This window comes from Cupriavidus sp. D384 (assembly GCF_001652915.1).
GTDB lineage: Bacteria > Pseudomonadota > Gammaproteobacteria > Burkholderiales > Burkholderiaceae > Cupriavidus.
The window spans coordinates 46,325-63,509 of the sequence record NZ_BBQI01000128.1; the positions used below are offsets into that span (position 1 = coordinate 46,325).

General features: G+C 66.9%; 16 protein-coding genes, 1 tRNA gene and 1 pseudogene. 11 read left to right on the forward strand and 7 right to left on the reverse strand.

The features are described 5' to 3' along the window. Nucleotides 1–153 precede the first annotated feature (153 nt). The 3 genes from A9J21_RS28060 to A9J21_RS28070 form a co-directional block, all read right to left on the reverse strand. Entirely contained in the window at nucleotides 154–1,134 is a 981-nt protein-coding gene (locus A9J21_RS28060) for a tripartite tricarboxylate transporter substrate binding protein (protein ID WP_066741577.1), read from the reverse strand. A gap of 242 nt (nucleotides 1,135–1,376) precedes the next feature. After that, entirely contained in the window at nucleotides 1,377–3,236 is a 1,860-nt protein-coding gene (ilvD, locus tag A9J21_RS28065) for a dihydroxy-acid dehydratase (protein ID WP_066741580.1), read from the reverse strand. 151 nt (nucleotides 3,237–3,387) lie between these two features. Next, entirely contained in the window at nucleotides 3,388–3,825 is a 438-nt protein-coding gene (locus tag A9J21_RS28070; RefSeq protein ID WP_066741582.1) for an Lrp/AsnC family transcriptional regulator, read from the reverse strand. Between the two features lie 141 nt (nucleotides 3,826–3,966). On the opposite strand from A9J21_RS28070, the gene A9J21_RS28075 reads away from it, so the two are divergent. The 4 genes from A9J21_RS28075 (at nucleotide 3,967) to A9J21_RS28090 (ending at nucleotide 6,802) form a co-directional block, all read left to right on the forward strand. Then, entirely contained in the window at nucleotides 3,967–4,872 is a 906-nt protein-coding gene (locus tag A9J21_RS28075; RefSeq protein WP_066741583.1) for a DMT family transporter, read from the forward strand. A 62-nt stretch (nucleotides 4,873–4,934) separates the two neighbouring features. Then, on the forward strand, nucleotides 4,935–6,167 hold the full coding sequence (locus A9J21_RS28080) for a serine hydrolase domain-containing protein (protein WP_404851424.1): 1,233 nt from the start codon (nucleotides 4,935–4,937) through the stop codon (nucleotides 6,165–6,167). Between the two features lie 81 nt (nucleotides 6,168–6,248). Next, a complete protein-coding gene (locus tag A9J21_RS28085; RefSeq protein ID WP_066741587.1) occupies nucleotides 6,249–6,551 on the forward strand; it encodes a hypothetical protein in 303 nt (100 codons plus the stop codon). 71 nt (nucleotides 6,552–6,622) lie between these two features. Then, nucleotides 6,623–6,802, forward strand: coding sequence for a hypothetical protein (locus A9J21_RS28090; RefSeq protein WP_066741590.1), 180 nt, complete (start codon nucleotides 6,623–6,625; stop codon nucleotides 6,800–6,802). 117 nt (nucleotides 6,803–6,919) lie between these two features. Here A9J21_RS28090 and A9J21_RS28095 read toward each other — a convergent pair whose 3' ends face one another. Together A9J21_RS28095 and A9J21_RS28100 are read right to left on the reverse strand one after the other, a co-directional pair. Beyond that, a complete protein-coding gene (locus A9J21_RS28095) occupies nucleotides 6,920–7,675 on the reverse strand; it encodes an HAD family hydrolase (RefSeq protein ID WP_066741593.1) in 756 nt (251 codons plus the stop codon). Between the two features lie 130 nt (nucleotides 7,676–7,805). Continuing rightward, nucleotides 7,806–8,486, reverse strand: coding sequence for a Crp/Fnr family transcriptional regulator (locus A9J21_RS28100; RefSeq protein WP_066741602.1), 681 nt, complete (start codon nucleotides 8,484–8,486; stop codon nucleotides 7,806–7,808). A gap of 187 nt (nucleotides 8,487–8,673) precedes the next feature. Here A9J21_RS28100 and A9J21_RS28105 point away from each other — a divergent pair, with 187 nt between their 5' ends. Continuing rightward, the gene (locus A9J21_RS28105) at nucleotides 8,674–10,311 is read left to right on the forward strand and encodes an acyl-CoA synthetase (RefSeq protein WP_066741605.1); all 1,638 of its coding nucleotides are present in this window, start codon (nucleotides 8,674–8,676) and stop codon (nucleotides 10,309–10,311) included. Nucleotides 10,312–10,341: 30 nt separating this feature from the next. On the opposite strand, the gene A9J21_RS28110 is transcribed toward A9J21_RS28105, so the two are convergent. Next, entirely contained in the window at nucleotides 10,342–11,223 is an 882-nt protein-coding gene (locus tag A9J21_RS28110) for a cytochrome c (RefSeq protein WP_066741608.1), read from the reverse strand. Nucleotides 11,224–11,508: 285 nt separating this feature from the next. Between A9J21_RS28110 and A9J21_RS28115 the strand changes: the two genes are divergently transcribed. The 3 genes from A9J21_RS28115 (at nucleotide 11,509) to A9J21_RS28125 (ending at nucleotide 15,375) form a co-directional block, all read left to right on the forward strand. Further along, nucleotides 11,509–12,216: a gluconate 2-dehydrogenase subunit 3 family protein gene (locus A9J21_RS28115; RefSeq protein WP_066741610.1), complete on the forward strand. Its 708-nt coding sequence runs from the start codon at nucleotides 11,509–11,511 to the stop codon at nucleotides 12,214–12,216. 115 nt (nucleotides 12,217–12,331) lie between these two features. Continuing rightward, a complete protein-coding gene (locus A9J21_RS28120) occupies nucleotides 12,332–14,101 on the forward strand; it encodes a GMC family oxidoreductase (RefSeq protein WP_066741612.1) in 1,770 nt (589 codons plus the stop codon). Between the two features lie 11 nt (nucleotides 14,102–14,112). After that, complete coding sequence (locus A9J21_RS28125; protein ID WP_066741614.1) at nucleotides 14,113–15,375, forward strand: cytochrome c; 1,263 nt, start codon at nucleotides 14,113–14,115, stop codon at nucleotides 15,373–15,375. Nucleotides 15,376–15,428: 53 nt separating this feature from the next. Here A9J21_RS28125 and A9J21_RS28130 read toward each other — a convergent pair. Then, nucleotides 15,429–16,001 (reverse strand): annotated as a pseudogene (locus A9J21_RS28130) (methyl-accepting chemotaxis protein); the annotation flags it as partial. A 306-nt stretch (nucleotides 16,002–16,307) separates the two neighbouring features. On the opposite strand from A9J21_RS28130, the gene A9J21_RS28135 reads away from it, so the two are divergent. The 3 genes from A9J21_RS28135 (at nucleotide 16,308) to A9J21_RS28145 (ending at nucleotide 17,102) form a co-directional block, all read left to right on the forward strand. Beyond that, nucleotides 16,308–16,384, forward strand: a tRNA-Val gene (locus A9J21_RS28135). Nucleotides 16,385–16,458: 74 nt separating this feature from the next. After that, nucleotides 16,459–16,791: a DUF2322 family protein gene (locus A9J21_RS28140; RefSeq protein ID WP_066741616.1), complete on the forward strand. Its 333-nt coding sequence runs from the start codon at nucleotides 16,459–16,461 to the stop codon at nucleotides 16,789–16,791. Nucleotides 16,792–16,886: 95 nt separating this feature from the next. Next, the gene (locus tag A9J21_RS28145) at nucleotides 16,887–17,102 is read left to right on the forward strand and encodes a CDGSH iron-sulfur domain-containing protein (protein ID WP_066741618.1); all 216 of its coding nucleotides are present in this window, start codon (nucleotides 16,887–16,889) and stop codon (nucleotides 17,100–17,102) included. The last annotated feature ends 83 nt before the right edge of the window (nucleotides 17,103–17,185 follow it).

The window sequence follows — 17,185 nt, forward strand, 5'->3', positions numbered from 1 at the left end:
GGCTGGCGCCGCGACCCTTTTGGCCGCGCCGCCCAAGCCGACGAGATCGCCGACGTGGTGGTGTACCTGGCGTCGGCGCGCGCTTCGTACCTGAGCGGCGTGGTGGTGGATGCCGAAGGAGGCGCGCGGTACATGTGAGGCCTCCACCGGCGCTTAGTCGATCGTCGCGCCCGACGCCTTCACCACCTTGCCCCATTTGTCGATTTCGTGGGCGACGAACCTGCCCGTGTCCGGCGGCGAGGTCCATGTGGCGGCAAACCCCTGCGTGGCAAAGCGCGTGCGTACATCGTCCTGCGTCAGCACGGCCTTCAACGCCTCGCCAAGCTTGTCGACCACGGCAGCGGGCGTGCCGGCCGGCACCAGCAGCGCGTTCCACGCGGTGGCCTCGTAGCCGGGCAGGCCGGCCTGCGCCACGGTGGGGATATCGGGTGCCGCCGGAGAGCGCGCGGCGCCGGTCACGGCCAGTGCGCGCAGCTTGCCGTCCCGCACGAACGGCATGGCTGACAGCATCGTGTCGAACATCACCGTGGCCTGCCCCGCCATGACGTCGGTCAGCGCGGGCGCGCTGCCCTTGTAGGGCACGTGGGTCATGCGGATACCGGCCATGCTGTCGAACAGCTCCGCCGACAGATGGGTGGACTGCCCGTTGCCAGAACTGGCGAACGTGACCTTGCCCGGATTCGCCTTCGCCATCGCGATCAGTTCGGCTACGTTGCTGGCCGGGGTGGACGGTGCGGTCACCAGCACCAGCGGGCCGCTGGTCAGCATCGACACCGGCGCGAAGTCGGTACGCGTGTTGTAGCCAGGCTTGGCAAACAGCGTCATGTTGATGGCGTGCGCGGTGGTTGCCACCAGCATCGTGTAGCCGTCTGGCGCCGACTTGGCGACGGCATCGGCGCCGATATTGCCGCCGGCGCCGGGGCGGTTGTCGACGACGATGGGCTGGCCCAGCCGCTCCGACAGTTTCTGCCCCACCACCCGCGCCACGATATCGGTGGGCCCGCCAGGCGGATAGGGCACCACCATGCGGATCGGCTTGTTCGGCCACGCCTGCGCCTGGGCGGCGGGCACAGCGGCCAGCATCGGGACGGACAGCACGGACAAGGACAGCAACAGCTTGCGGACGGGGGTCATGCGCGCTCCTGGATCGCCAAGGTTTTGCAGAGTGAAACTTGCGAAACAGCCATGCCATCAGGCTTATAGGCGCCGTCCCGGTGCCGTGTCACTTTGCAGCGCATCAAAGTTTTACGGGCTGAAACCCGCCCCCCTCCCCGCCCCTGCCAGCGCGCACGACCGCCCAAAGCAAAAACGCCGCGCGCCCCGTCTGGCGGGGCGCGCGGCGTCGTATGCACAACCGGGCCGGCAGGCCCGGAAGATCAGTCGTCGAGCAGCGACAGGTCGCGCACGGCGCCCTTGTCGGCCGACATCACCAGCTTGGCGTAGGCCTTGAGCGCAGCCGACACCTTGCGCGGACGCGCCTTGGCCGGCTTCCAGCCACGGGCATCCTGCTCGGCGCGGCGGGTAGCCAGTTCCTCGTCCGACACCAGCACATCGATCGTGCGGTTGGGGATGTCGATGCGGATCTTGTCGCCATCGCGCACCAGGCCGATGGCGCCACCGGCTGCCGCCTCAGGCGAGCAGTGACCAATCGACAGGCCCGACGTACCACCCGAGAAGCGGCCGTCCGTCAGCAGCGCGCACGCCTTGCCCAGGCCCTTGGACTTGATGTAGCTGGTCGGGTACAGCATTTCCTGCATGCCCGGGCCGCCCTTCGGGCCTTCGTAGCGCACGATCACCACGTCGCCGGCCTTGACCTTGTCGTTGAGGATGTTCTCGACCGCCTCGTCCTGCGACTCTGTCACGTGGGCCGTGCCCTCGAACACCAGGATGCTCTCGTCCACGCCCGCGGTCTTCACCACGCAGCCGTCCAGCGCGATATTGCCGGTCAGCACGGCCAGGCCGCCTTCCTTCGAGAACGCGTGCTCATACGAGCGGATGCAGCCCTCGGCGCGATCCAGGTCCAGGCTCGGCCAGCGCGTGTTCTGGCTGAACGCCACCTGCGAGGGGATGCCCGCCGGACCAGCCATGTAGAACGTGCGTACGGCCTCGTCCTGCGTGCGGACGATGTCCCACTGGTCCAGCGCGTCCTTCAGCGTGGGCGTATGCACGGTCGGCACGTCGGTGTGCAGCTTGCCGGCGCGGTCCAGTTCGCCCAGGATGGCCATGATGCCGCCGGCGCGGTGCACATCCTCGATGTGGTACTTGTTGGTGTTCGGGGCCACCTTGCACAGCTGCGGCACCACGCGCGACATGCGGTCGATGTCGGTCATCGTGAAGTCGATCTCGGCTTCACGGGCAATCGCCAGCAGGTGCAGGATGGTGTTGGTGGAACCGCCCATGGCGATGTCCAGCGTCATGGCGTTCTCGAACGCCTTGAAGCCCACCGAACGCGGCAGCACGCGCTCGTCGTTCTGCTCGTAGTACATGCGGGCCAGGTCGACAATACGCTGGCCGGCGCGCCTGAACAGCTGCTCGCGGTCGGCGTGCGTGGCGACCACGGTGCCGTTGCCGGGCAGCGACAGGCCCAGCGCCTCGGTCAGGCAGTTCATCGAGTTGGCCGTGAACATGCCCGAGCACGAACCGCACGTGGGGCATGCCGAACGCTCGACCTGCGCCACTTCCTCATCCGAATACGACTGGTCGGCGGCCATCACCATGGCATCCACCAGGTCGAGCTTCTTCAGTTCGATGGTCTTGGTCACCGGGTTGGCCAGGCGCGTCTTGCCGGCTTCCATCGGGCCGCCCGAGACGAAAATCACGGGGATGTTCAGGCGCATCGCGGCCATCAGCATGCCCGGGGTGATCTTGTCGCAGTTCGAGATGCACACCATGGCATCGGCGCAGTGCGCATTGACCATGTATTCCACGGAATCCGCGATGATGTCGCGGCTTGGCAGCGAATACAGCATGCCGTCGTGGCCCATGGCGATACCGTCGTCGACGGCGATGGTGTTGAATTCCTTCGCCACGCCGCCGGCGGCTTCGATCTCGCGTGCGACGAGCTGGCCCAGGTCCTTCAGGTGCACGTGGCCCGGCACGAACTGGGTGAACGAGTTGACCACCGCGATGATCGGCTTCTGGAAGTCTTCGTCTTTCATGCCGGTGGCGCGCCACAGCGAGCGCGCACCCGCCATGTTGCGGCCGGCGGTAGAGGTCTTGGAACGGTATGTGGGCATTGTGGGTGCTTGGAAATTACGCAAACGCAGCGGCCCACGGGGGGATCGACAGGGCCTGGACAAACCCGTGCGGGCGGCCTTGTGAGCCGGGCGCCGGGCAAAGCTGGGGATTATCCCACAGCCCTCACCCGGTCTGGGTACCTGACCGCGGCTACAACGGCGGCAGGCGCCGCTTCACCGGCTGCGACTTGACGATGGCCGAACTGGTCTCGGCCATCTCCGTGATCTGCTCCAGGATATGGTCCAGGTGCTCGATGGATCGCAAATACAGCCGCCCGATAAAGCAGTCGTCGCCGGTGACCTTGTCGCATTCGGCGAATTCGGGGATGGCCTCGATCAGCTTCTGCACCGCCTGGAGCTTGCCGGGCAACGGCTTGATGCGGACGATGGCCTGCATCGAAAACCCCAGCGTGCGCGGCTCCACATCGACCGTGAAGCCGCGGATCACGCCACGGTCCTCAAGCCGGCGCAGCCGTTCCGATGCCCCGGGGGACGACAAACCCACCTGCTCGGCCAGCGCCTTGACCGGCATGCGGGCGTCCTGCTGCAGCAGGGTCAGGATGCGGCGGTCGGTATCGTCGAGTGACATAAGGTATTTCCGGAAAACTGCCTTACAAAAAACAAAAGAAAAGGCGAATCGCCTGCATTTTCGACTGTGGATTATAGGCCACAGCCCTTAAACTGCAACCCTCATTTGCCAAGGCGCAATCACAGGGAACAGGAGACGGCCGTGGACGACAGAACGCGGGGCATGCTGGAAATGGTGGCGGCGATGGTGATCTCGGGCACCATCGGCTGGCTGGTGGTGATATCGGGCCGACCGGTCACGCAGGTGGTGTTCTGGCGCTGCGCCTTCGGCGCGCTGGTGCTGGTGCCGGTCTGCCTGGCGCGCGGCTACCTGCGGCCGGGCGGCATCACGCTGCGCCAGGGGCTGCTGGCCGTGGCCGGCGGGGTCGCCATCGTCGCCAACTGGCTGTTGCTGTTCTCGGCTTATGAAGGCGCCTCGATCTCCATTGCCACGGCGGTGTACAACACGCAGCCGTTCATGCTGGTGGGCCTGGGTGCGCTGTTCCTGGGCGAGCGTCTCACCGTGGCAAAAGTCGCCTGGCTGCTGCTGGCGTTCGCGGGCATGCTGCTGATCGTGCAGGGCAAGCCCGGCGCGGGCGCCGCGCACGGCAACTACCTGCTGGGGATCGCGCTGGCACTGGGCGCGGCGTTCTTCTACGCACTGGCCGCGCTGATCGCCAAGCGGCTCAAGGGCGTGCCGCCGCACCTGATCGCGCTGATCCACGTGCTGGTCGGCACCGTCATGCTGCTGCCGATGGCGTTGCGCGCCGACCTGCCGGCCGGCGCCCTGCCCTGGGCCACGCTGGCGACCATGGGCTTCGTCCATACCGGCCTGATGTACATCCTGCTGTACGGCGCGATCCAGAAGCTGCCCACGCACCTGACAGGCGCCCTGTCGTTCATTTATCCTATCGTGGCCATTCTGGTTGACCGGCTGGCTTTCGGGCATCACCTGCACCTGTCGCAAATCGGCGGGGCGGCGCTGATCCTGCTGGCTGCCGCGGGCATGACGCTGGGATGGCCCTGGCGCGGAACGCTGCCGTGGGGGGAACGCAAACCCTCCGCCTGACGGCGGCCCGCGCCCCGACTTCAACCCAACACGGAGGCGCGGTGATGCAGGAGACGCAAGGGATGTCCCGGGATCGGCTGGACCGGATCGGACGCTTTATCGACGAAACCTATATCGCCACCGGCAAGCTGCCGGGCGCGCTGGTGCAGGTCTGGCGGCGCGGCGAACTGGCGCTGAACACCGTATTGGGCCAGGCCGACCGCGAGCGGCAGGTGCCGCTGGCCGAGGATTCCATCTTCCGCATCTATTCGATGACCAAGCCGATCACGTCGGTCGCCATCATGATGCTGGTGGAGGAATGCAGGATCGCCCTCGACGACCCCGTCAGCAAGTACATTCCGGCCTGGGAAAACCTGGGCGTATTCGCGGGCGGCTTCATGGAGGGCTTCCAGACCCGCCCGCCCGCACGGCCGATGCAGGTGGTGGACCTGCTGCGTCATACCTCGGGCCTGACATACGGCTTCCAGCAGAACAGCAACGTCGACGCGGCCTACCGCAAGCTGAAGATCGGCGAACTGGCCACCGAAGGCACGCTCGACGACATGATCGGCAAGCTTGCCACGCTGCCGCTGGAATTCTCGCCCGGCGAGGCCTGGAATTACTCGGTGGCGACCGATGTGCTGGGCTATCTGGTCGGCAAGATCAGCGGCATGCCGTTCGACGCCTTCCTGAAGCAGCGAATATTCGATCCGCTTGGCATGGTCGATACCGGCTTCCACGTGCCCGCGCAAAAGGCCGCGCGGTTCTGCGCCTGCTACGCGGTGGGCGCACTCGGCTCCAAGGTCATCACGCCACGCGGCCCGATGCTGCAGGACGATCCGCAGACCAGCCCCTACCTGCAACCGCCCGCATTCCTGTCGGGCGGCGGCGGCCTGGTGTCGACGGCTGCCGACTACATGCGCTTTGCCCGCATGCTGCTGAACGGCGGCGAACTCGATGGGGTGCGCCTGCTTGGGCCCAAGACGCTGGCACTGATGACCGCCAACCATCTGCCCGGCGGAGTCGACCTGCCGCGCCTGTCACGCTCGATGTTCAGCGAGGCCACCTATGAGGGCGTGGGCTTCGGCCTGGGCTTTGCCACCACCATCGCGCCGGCCAGCACGTTGATTCCGGGCAGCGCCGGCGACATGTTCTGGGGCGGCGCGGCCAGCACGTTCTTCTGGGTCGACCCCAAGGAAGACCTGATCGGACTGTTCCTCACGCAACTGCTGCCGTCGTCGGCCTACCCGGTGCGCCGCCAGTTGCGCACGATGGTCTACAGCGCAATCACGGAGCCGGGCCCGGCGCCGCGCTAGCCCTGCCGTCCGCGCCGGGGCAGCCTGGCGCGGGCGCGAGTAAAATGCAGGCACGTGAACCCGCAACGGACCAGACCGAACATGAAGCTCCGCACGACGATCCTCACGATGTCGGTGGCCGCCATGACGGCCATCAGCCCCCTGGCGCATGCCAGTGTGTCGTCAGACGCACACGCCTTCAAGGAAGGCGTCAAGGAAGCAGGCAAGAAGACCGGCCACGCGGTGGCCGATGTGGCCCGCACGATTGGCCACGGCGCCAAGGAGGCCGGCATCACCATCGGCCATGGCGCACGGGACGCCGGCCACGCGGTGGCGGATACCACCAAACGCGGCTACCAGGCAACCAAGCAGGCCATCAAGGGCGACGACAAGAGCGAAGATTGAGGCGGCCTGGACTGCCGCCACCCTGCCGCACATGCGTACAATGCGCGGCTTAACCAATTGGAAAGCTGTCCGTGAAGAAAACCGACCTGGAAAAGAACAAGGGCCTCAAGATCAACAACAGTCTGAAGCAGGCCGGTGCCAACCGGGCAGGCCTGGCGCCCAAGTCGCAACGCCAGCAGGGCACCGGCAAGAACGGCCTGCTCGGCAAACTGCTCGGCAAGGCCGTGCCGCAGGAAAAGTCCGAGGACTGACAACGTCCGGCCAGATGGGTCCGGCCGGGCCATCCGGCTTCAGGCGCGGGCTGCTTTCGTACTGCGATGCAGTTCCAGCGCCACGCCACCCAGCGTGACGGTGCTGCTGCGCCGCGCTCACCAGGCGGCCCCGGCCGGCATCGCCCGCGCCACCGGGCAGCTCGGGTCGATGGCCCGGCACAGCGCATAGAGGTCACGCACGATCACATGCGGCGCCTGGCTGCTGCGGGCCCAGCGTGCGGCCTCGGCATCGCCCGAGCGCACCACCCACGCGGCCTGGACACCGGCCGCGATTGCACCCACCACATCCAGATCCGCATCGTCGCCGACGTGCAGCATCCGTTCGGGCCTGCATCCGGCCAGTTCGGCGGCAGCATGGAAGATCGCGGCATCGGGCTTGGCGCAGCCCGCGCTCTCGGGATTCAGTGCCGCATGAAAGAAGTGATGGCCGCCCGTCACGTGAAGGCTGGCGTTGCCGTTGGACACTGCCACCAGCGGAAAGCGGGCACTGAGCCATTCCAGCGCCGGAAACGCGTCTTCGAAGAAATCCACGCGCTGGCGCGCGGCAAAGAACACGTCGTAGGCCGCCTCGGCCAGTTGCGGGTCCTCGTCCGACAGTTCCAGAAGCATGCGGATCGACCCGAGCCGCAGTTCGCGCAGGCTGTGCGACAGGTCGGGCCGCTCGGCCTGGAAACGCGTGCGCAGTTCGCCCAGCACCTGCGGCGACGTCAACAGCCCCGATGTGCGCGGCGCCTGAGCCAGCAGCCAGTCGTGCAAGGTCTGCTCGGCCCGGATGACGGCGGGGGTGAAGGGCCACAGGGTATCGTCGAGATCGAGGGAAATGGCCGCGAGGTTGGCCAGAGGCTGTTGCATGAGGACGGAAGGCACGGAATTGGGGAATCGGTACGAATTTTGCCAGTGTTCGGCCCGCTCCGTGCAACGCGCGGCGGCTGGTCTGCAACGCGTAGCAGGACGAATCGGCCGTGCGGTGTGGCAGCCGCCGCTACAGTTCCGACATCCCGAAGCGCCGCAGCGCCTCCAGATCCGTCACACGGATGGTCTGGTACGACAGCCCGACCATGCCTTCGGCTTCGAGCCGCCGCAGCGCCTGATTCACGCGCTGGCGCGACAGCCCCGTGAGCAGGCCGATTTCCTCCTGCGACAATTCCAGCACCGCCGCGGTCTTCGGATAGAGCGCCGGGTGGAACAGCTGGGCAATGGCCTGCGCCACGCGGGCATCGGCGCCCAGCAGGCGGTCGTTCTGCACCATGGCGATGAACTGCCCCATGCGCTCGTTGAGCTGGCGCACCACGTAGCCCGCGAACGGCAGGCTGTCGGCCAGCAGCGTATTGAAGACCTTTTCCTCCACCAGCAGCACGCGCGATTCGCGGATGGCGATCACGTCATAGCGCCGGTCCTCGCGCTTGATGACGCTACCCTCGCCACACCAGCCGCCGGCCGGCACGCCGCAGAACGTGCAACCGCGCCCGTCCGGCGTGTAGACCGCCAGCTTGATCAGGCCCGCATCCACGCCGATCCAGTGGCGCGAGTATTCGCCGCGCCGCGCGATATAGCTGTCGGGCGCGAACGTGCGCACCACCGTACCGGAGGCGGCCAGCGCCTGGTGCGCCGGCGCCAGCGCGCGATACCAGTCGTGTTGTTCAAGCGCTTCGTGAACGTTCATGAGCCTGCGGTAACGGTTACCCAATCGAATCTGACGCGAAACTTACGCCAACTGGGCGCAAGATGCTGCAATGTCGCGGTTGGGGCAGCTCTGTCGCCTGGGCGACAGAGTCAGCCCGCGCGCAATGATAGCGTGGCCCCGACAACACAACGCGAATCCACCAGGATCCAGACAGGAGACACGCATCATGCCGACCGACTACGACACCGGGCTGGCCCGCAACGCCGCCAACTTCGTGCCGCTCACCCCGCTCGACTTTATCGCCCGCGCGGCCGAGGTCTACGGCCAGCGCCTGGCCATCGTGCATGGGCCGGTACGCCAGAACTGGCGTGACACCTATGCGCGCTGCCGCCGGGTGGCCAGTGCGCTGGCGCGTGCCGGCGTTGGCAAGGGCGACACCGTCGCCGCGCTGCTGCCCAATACGCCGGCCATGATCGAGGCCCATTTCGGTGTGCCGATGTCCGGCGCGGTGCTCAATGCGCTGAACATCCGCCTGGACGCCGCCAATCTGGTCTTCATGCTGCGCCATGGCGAGGCGCGCGTGCTGCTGGCCGACACCGAGTTCGCCGATGTGGCCCGCCAGCTTGCACGCGAGGTGCAGGGGCTCAAGGTGATCGCGGTCCATGACGCGCTGGGCCCCGAGCCCGACGCACCGTTTGGCGACACCGACTACGAGACATTCCTGGCCGGCGGCGACCCCGCCTACGACTGGCAGATGCCCGCCGACGAATGGGACGCCATCGCGCTGAACTACACGTCGGGCACCACGGGCGACCCCAAGGGCGTGGTCTACCACCACCGTGGCGCGGCCATGAACGCGGTGTCCAACATCCTGGAATGGGACATGGCGAAGCATCCGGTCTACCTGTGGACCCTGCCGCTGTTCCATTGCAATGGCTGGTGCTTTGCGTGGACCGTGGCGGCCCGCGCTGGCGTGAACGTCTGCCTGCGCAAGTTCGACCCCAAGCTGGTTTTCGACCTGATGCGCGACGAAGGCGTGACCCACTACTGCGCCGCGCCCATCGTCCATACCGCGCTGGTCAGTGCCCCGGCCACCTGGCGCGAAGGCTTGCGCGGGCCGGTGCGCGGCATGGTGGCGGGTGCGCCGCCACCGGCCGCGGTGCTGGCGCAGATGGAGCAGATGGGCTTCGAGCTGTCGCACGTCTACGGCCTCACCGAGGTCTACGGCCCGGCCGCCGCCTGCGCCGAGCAGGACGAGTGGCGCAACGTGTCGATGGAAGAACGTGCCGTGCTGAAGGCCCGCCAGGGGGTGCGCTACCACCTGCAGTCAGGCGTGGCCGTGCTGGACCCCGACACGATGCAGCCCGTGCCGCGCGACGGCGAGACCATCGGCGAGATCATGTTCCGCGGCAACATCTGCATGAAGGGCTACCTGAAGAACGACCGCGCCACGCGCGATGCCTTCGCCGGCGGCTGGTTCCATACCGGCGACCTCGGCGTATGCATGCCCGACGGCTACATCAAGATCAAGGACCGCAGCAAGGACATCATCATCTCGGGCGGCGAGAATATCTCCAGCGTCGAGGTCGAGGACGCAATCTACCGCCATCCGGCCGTGATGGCCGCCGCCGTGGTGGCGCAGCCCGACGCCAAGTGGGGCGAGACGCCCTGTGCCTTCGTCGAACTCAAGGACGGCGCCAGCGCCACGGCCGAGGAAATCATCGCCCACTGCCGCACGCTGCTGGCCGGCTTCAAGGTGCCCAAGGCCGTGTACTTCGGGCCGCTGCCCAAGACATCGACCGGCAAGATCCAGAAGTTCGAACTGCGGCGCCAGCTGCAGTCGGCCGCCGCCATCGACGTCTGACGCGGCTCGCGAAGCAGTGCCCCGCCGCGCTCATCGCCCCGGCGGCGGGGTCTCCACCTTGCGCCCCGCCATGTGGTGCAGATAGGCCAGCAGATCCTTGAGTTCGGCGTCGGACAGCGTTTTTTCGTCGATGGATGACATCTTCGAGCCCGGCCACCAGCGCAGCGCCTGCGGGTTGCGGATCAGCTTCGACAGCTTGTCGTCGCCCAGATACTCCACCGGGTTATAGGGCACGTTCAGGTCGGGCCCCAGGTTGGCGTCGCCGGCGCGGTTCATCGAATGGCACGAGAAACAGACACGCTGGAAGGCGGCAAAGCCCCGCATGACCGGGCCGTCGGCGGGCTCGCCCTCGGCCGGCCGGATTGCCGCGAAGCGCTCGGCAGCCGTGCCGCCCAGATCGATGCGTGCGATGGACCAGGTCCACAGGCTTTCGGTGATGCGTACCGGCGCGTCGGCCTGTTTCGCGGATTTCGGTACGGTCCAGATCAATCGGAACGGGCCGATATCCTGCCCTTTCAGCTTCGGCCACGGCTTTGCCGGGTTCTCGACCGCCAGCCAGGCGCGCGGGCCGTCGGCGCGGTCTGCCAGCAGCAGGCCCAGCGGCAGATGCGAGACGTAGCCGTCGGTGGCGGCCGTGGTGGCGCTGCCATCCGGCGACGCCGGCAGCCCGGCCAGCAGCGCCGCCATCGGGATGGCCTTGAACGTCATGCGGCGCTTGTAGTTGTCGTCGTCAACCGTAACGCTGGTCAGCCGCCGGTCCTTCAGCAGCGCATCGCGGGTCAGGGTCTTCTGCTGGGCGCCGGCCGTGATGGTCAGCGTGACGGGGGCATCCGCGGCCTGCGCCGGGACGGCGCCAATCAGGGCCAGGGTACAGCCGATGGCCGCGGCGGCCCTTGTGAGCCAGGGGGTCATGTTCTTGTCTCCTCGTGCGGGAGTGGGGTTGTTATCGGGGCGGGCGCCACAGCCGTAACCCTAATCGATGCCGGTGACCGCCCGCAATCATGCCCCGGCCCCCCCACGCGCGCGCCCGGTTCGCCCACTATCCACAGCGCCGAACAATCAATTAGCAATCTAATCATTGCATTCCATAACAACATGGATGTACGATGTCCGACTTATTTCCAGTCGTCAGACGAATCAGGGGTACAGAACAAAGATTCGCGTGGGGACAGCGCCTGGCTTGCCATAGGACCCCACATGTCAACGCCCCCGTTTTCACGTCGCGCCTTTCTGAAAGCGACGGCCGTCGCCGTCCCCGTTGCCGCCATTCCGCTGCATGAGCTCCGCGCCAAGGGGCTCGAAGACGTTCATCTGCAGCACTACAAGCCCGTTTTCTTTACTGCCGCCGAGTGGGCCTTCGTGCTGGCTGCCTGCGACCGGCTGATCCCGGCCGAGGGCAACGGCCCCGGCGCGCTGGAAACCAACGTGCCGGTCTTCATCGACCAGCAACTGCACGATGGCCTGGGCGCCGACATCTACCTGCAGGGCCCGCACGACCCCAAGGCGCCGGCCACGCTCGGTTTCCAGCTGCCGTACGCACCGCAGGACATCTACCGCCACGGCATCCGGCTGGCCCAGCAGGCCGCCCATGCGCAGCACGGCAAGCCGTTCGAACGCCTTGCCGCCGCGCAGCAGGACGCGTTCCTGACCGCGCTGCAGAAGAACGGCGTGGATTTTGCCGCGCTGGGCGAGGCTTCGCTCAAGGCATCGCAGTTCTTCTCGCAACTGCTTGGCGATACCAAGAACGGCTACCTGGCCGACCCCAAGTACGGCGGCAACAAGGACATGAAGGCCTGGGTTGCCATCGGCTTCCCCGGCGCGCGCGGCCAGTACGTCGAATGGGTGGACCAGCACAACGTGAAATACCCGTTGGGCCCGGTCAGCCTCAGCGGCAAGCGCGCCTGACCGGCCCGCCCTGCCCGCTTACTACCCGTTTTCCGCTTCACTGCGTCCGATTTTCACGCCCGACCCCGCACGCGCTGCGCGTGGCGGTGTCGTGCGTCCAGAACCAGAACAATTCATGCCCCACATCACCAACGACGACGTTGACGTCGTCATCGTCGGCCTTGGCTGGGCCGGATCGCTGATGGCGATCGAACTGGCCCAGGCCGGCCTGAAGGTGCGCGCGCTCGAACGCGGCCCCGACCGTCCGCCCGAGGACTTCGCCTACCCCAAGCCCGCCGACCAGTACGCCTATGCCACGCGCAACAAGGTGTTCGCCACCCCGCGCGACGCCGCACTGACCGTGCGCTACAACCGCGACCAGGCCGCGCTGCCCACGCGCAAGTGGGGCGCCTTTGCGCCCGGCACCGGCGTGGGCGGCTCGGGCCTGCACTGGACCGGCGTGCTGATCCGCCCCACCCCGACCGACATCAAGCTCAAGACGTACGCGGACCAGGCCTACAAGCGCGGCACGCTCGACCCCGAGATGCGCGTCAAGGACTTCCCGTTCACGTGGGACGAGATCGAGCCGTACTACGACTTCTTCGAAAAGGTCTGCGGCCTGTCCGGCACCACCGGCAACCTGCGCGGCCACGTGCAGCCCGGCGGCGACCCCTTCGAAGGCCCGCGTTCGAATCCGTATCCGCTGCCCGCGCTGCAGGACACGCTGAACTGCTCGATGTTCTCCGGCGCGGCCCGCAAGCTGGGCTACCACCCGTTCCCGAACCCGTCGGCGAATGTGTCGCAGGCATGGACCAATCCGTACGGCGCCCAGCTCGCCCCGTGCAACTACTGCGGCTACTGCAGCAAGTACCCCTGCCTGAACTACTCGAAGGCGTCGCCGCAGACCACCATCCTCGATGTGGTCAAGCGCATGCCGAACTTCTCGTATCGCGTGAACGCCAACGTGATCCGCGTGGACCTGCATGCCGACCGCAAGACCGCGCGCGGCGTGACCTATATCGACGAGCACGGCAAGGAAGTCTTCCAGCCGGCGAAGATCGTCGTGCTGTCGAGCTTCCAGTTTGCCAACGTGCGCCTGATGCTGCTGTCCGGCATCGGCAAACCCTATGACCCGGTGTCCGAATCGGGCACGGTCGGCCGCAACTACGCGTTCCTGAGCAACGGCGGCGCCACGCTGTTCTTCAAGGACAAGCACTTCAACCCGTTTGCCACGGCTGGCGCCACGGGCGAGATGTTCAACGACATCTCGCCGGGCAATTTCGATGGTCCGTCGCTGGGCTTCATCGGCGGCGCCAAGATCCACAGCTCGCAGGCCACCGGCGCGCCCATCGGCACGTCGCTGCCGCCCGGCACGCCCGCATGGGGCAAGGGCTGGAAGGAAGCGATGGTGGACTGGTACGGCCGCTCGATGAAGATCAGCATCACCACCACCTGCATGTCGTACCGCGGCCACTACCTGGACCTCGACCCGAACTACCGCGATCCGTGGGGCCAGCCGCTACTGCGCATGACGTTCGACTGGCGCCAGAACGAACTGAAGCTGCAGCGCTACCTGCGCGACATCGTGCTGAACATCTCGAAGGAGCTGAAGCCCGACGCGATGTCGGAGAGCTTCCTGGCGCTGGATTCGCACTGGGACATCACCAAGTACGTGTCCACCCACAACGTGGGCGGCGCGATCATGGGTGCGTCGCCGCGCGATTCGGCGCTGAACCGCTACCTGCAGTCGTGGGATGTGCACAACGTGTTCGTGCCCGGCGGCAACGCGTTCCCGCAGAACTTCCAGGCCAACCCGACGGCCACCATCGGCGCCATCACGCTGATGGCCGCCGATGCCATCAAGAAGCAGTACCTCAAGAACCCGGGGCCCCTGGTACAAGCCTGAGCACGACGACAATGAACATCCTCAAGTCATTCCTCATTGCCGCCACCTTCGGCACGGCCGCGGCGTCTGCCGCGCAGGCGGCCACGGACCCGGCGCTGATCCAGCGCGGCGCCTACCTGGCCCGCGTGGGCGACTGCATGGCCTGCCACAGCGCGCCGGGCAAGCCCGAGTACAGCGGCGGCCTGCCAATCGACAGCGGCCACGGCATCATCTACTCGACCAACATCACGCCGGACAGGCAGCGCGGTATCGGCGCCTATACCGAGAAGCAGTTCGCCGACGCGGTGCGCCGTGGCGTGCGCGCCGATGGCACGCACCTGTACCCGGCCATGCCGTATCCGAACTACGCCAGGGTCACGGATGCAGATATCCACGCGCTCTACGCGTTCTTCATGAGCGGCGTGAAGCCCAGCAATGTGCAGCCGCCGCAGACCAGCATGGACTTCCCGTTCAACCTGCGCTGGGGCATGGCGGTCTGGAACCTGGTGTTTGCCTCGGACAAGCCGTTCCAGCCGCAGCCGAAGTGGAACGACCAGGTCCGGCTGGGCGCCTATCTGGTGGAAGGCCTGGGCCACTGCAGCAGCTGCCATACGCCGCGCGGCGTCGCCATGAACGAAAAGGCGGATTCCAGCGCCGACGCGCAGTACCTGGCGGGCGGCGACCTGAACGGCTGGCCCGTGCCGTCGCTGCGCGGCATGCCGCACTGGACCAGCCAGGACATCGTCGACTACCTGCTGACCGGCCGTAACCGCACGGCCGCGGTGGCAGGCGAGATGACGCAGGTGGTGGCGCACAGCACGTCGCATATGCGCACGACCGACCTGGACGCGATTGCCGCCTACCTGAAGAGCCTGCCGCCCGTGCCCGGCAAGTCGCCGACGGTGAAGCCGCAAGGCGGCACGGCCACCATCCGCAAGCTGACGGCCGCCAAGGACCTGACGCTGGGCGAACGGCTCTACCTGGACAACTGCGCGGCCTGCCACTTCGTCACGGGCAAGGGTGCCACGCGAGTGTTCCCGCAGCTTGACGGCGCCACCGTGATCAACGCCGACAGCCCGGCCGCGCTGGTCAACGTGATCCTGGCCGGCGCCGCCACGCCGTCCACGGCCAAAGCACCATCGGTGCTGGTCATGCCGGGCTTTGCGCATCGCATGAACGATGCCGAAGTCGCCGAACTGGCCACGTTCCTGCGTCAGGGCTGGAACAACCGCGCCGCGCCCGTCACCGAGCGCAATGTAAAGGCGGTGCGCGCAACGCTGACCACCGCGCACTGAGGGGTCATGCTCTCCTCTCCGGCCTGCGGGAGAGGAGAGCAACCACACTTCCCCTACGCCGCCCCCAGCCGGAACACCGCCACCGAGGCCGCCAGCCGCTGGGCCTGCTCGTCCAGCGCACCGGCCGCTGCGGCGGCCTGCTCCACCAGCGCGGCGTTCTGTTGCGTCACCTCGTCCATCTGCGTGACGGCCACGTTCACCTGGTCGATACCGCTGCTCTGCTCGGCCGCCGCCGCGGCGATCTCGTTCATGATGTCGCTGACACGTGCGATGGCGGTCACGATCTCGCCCATCGTCGCACCCGAGCGCTCCACCAGCCCCGCGCCCGATTCCACGCGATTGGCCGATAGTTCGATCAGTCCCTTGATTTCCTTGGCGGCGCCGGCGCTGCGCTGTGCCAGCGACCGGACCTCCGACGCCACCACGGCAAAGCCACGTCCCTGCTCGCCCGCGCGTGCCGCTTCCACGGCCGCGTTGAGGGCCAGGATGTTGGTCTGGAACGCAATGCTCTCGATAACGCCGACGATATCGCCAATCTTCTGCGAATCGGCCACGATATGCTGCATGGTGTCCACCACCTGCTGCGTCAGTTCGCCACCCTGAGCGGCCAGGCCCGATGCACCTCTTTCTGACGGTCTGTCGCCTGCCTGCGCCGCGGGTTATCGGACTGACCTATTCCGGATGACGGACGCGGCGACCGAAACTTGAGGCCAACTGGTCACCTCGGCCTGCAGCGGCCTGGAGAACACGGCATGAAATCCCGTCAACGCATCGCAAGTGGCGCCCTTCTGCCGGGATGCTGGCTGGCGGTGGGCATGCCGGGCGCCGACGCAGCGGCGCTGCCGGCACCGACGCTGACGCACCGGGCCACCCTGGGGCAAAAGAAATGCTTGCACTTTGCGAAAGTCGTCTATAGAATTCGCGCCTTCGCTAGGCTCGTAGCTCAGCTGGTTAGAGCACCACCTTGACATGGTGGGGGTCGTTGGTTCGAGTCCAATCGAGCCTACCAACGCACAAACAGGAACGGACGGTCGCCATTACGGCACCGTCCGTTTTTGCATTCCAGACCCAACGGAGCACTTCATGATCCAGCCGAGCCCGGTATTCAAGGACAACCTCGCCCAACTGCCCGCCATCGACGGTATCGCCCGCATCGACCTGGTCGACGCCAAGGGCGCCGTGGTGGCCAGCATCGAGAACGTGCAGGGCAAGCAAGGCTCGCTGGCCGTGTACCACTACCTGCAGCACGCATTCGGCAAGCTCGACGCCCAGGCCGCCGAGCATGGCCTGGCCGTCTTTGCGGAACACACCGCCGATGCACGCAACCGCCCGGGCGCCCATCCGAATGTCGACCGCCTGCTGGCTATCGCCAACGGCGGCGACGCGCTGCAGATCCAGGTCGTCGCCAACGCCTGAGCGGCCTGCCGTCCGTCACCGAACGGAGTAGAGTGACCGGGGGGATCGGGCCCGCCCACGTCGACTGGGCCCCGCCTTTTCACCTGGAGGGCGACATGGACGACACCACCCTTGTCACCGTCACCGTGCAGGACAACGGCCCCTTGCGCATCAAGGGGCCCGTCCGGATCGTGACCCCGGCCGGCGCGGCCTTCGTTGTCGAAGGCGATCAGGTCTGGCTGTGCCAATGCGGCCACTCCGCCACCAAGCCTTTCTGCGACGGATCGCACAAGCGCATGGGCTTTTCGAGTACGCCGCAGCCGCAGTCCTGACGGCGCCCTTACGACGCTCTTCCGACGCCCCGCCTCCGCTCCGCAATACGCCACACAAAAGCAAACGGCCCCCTGGTTCACAG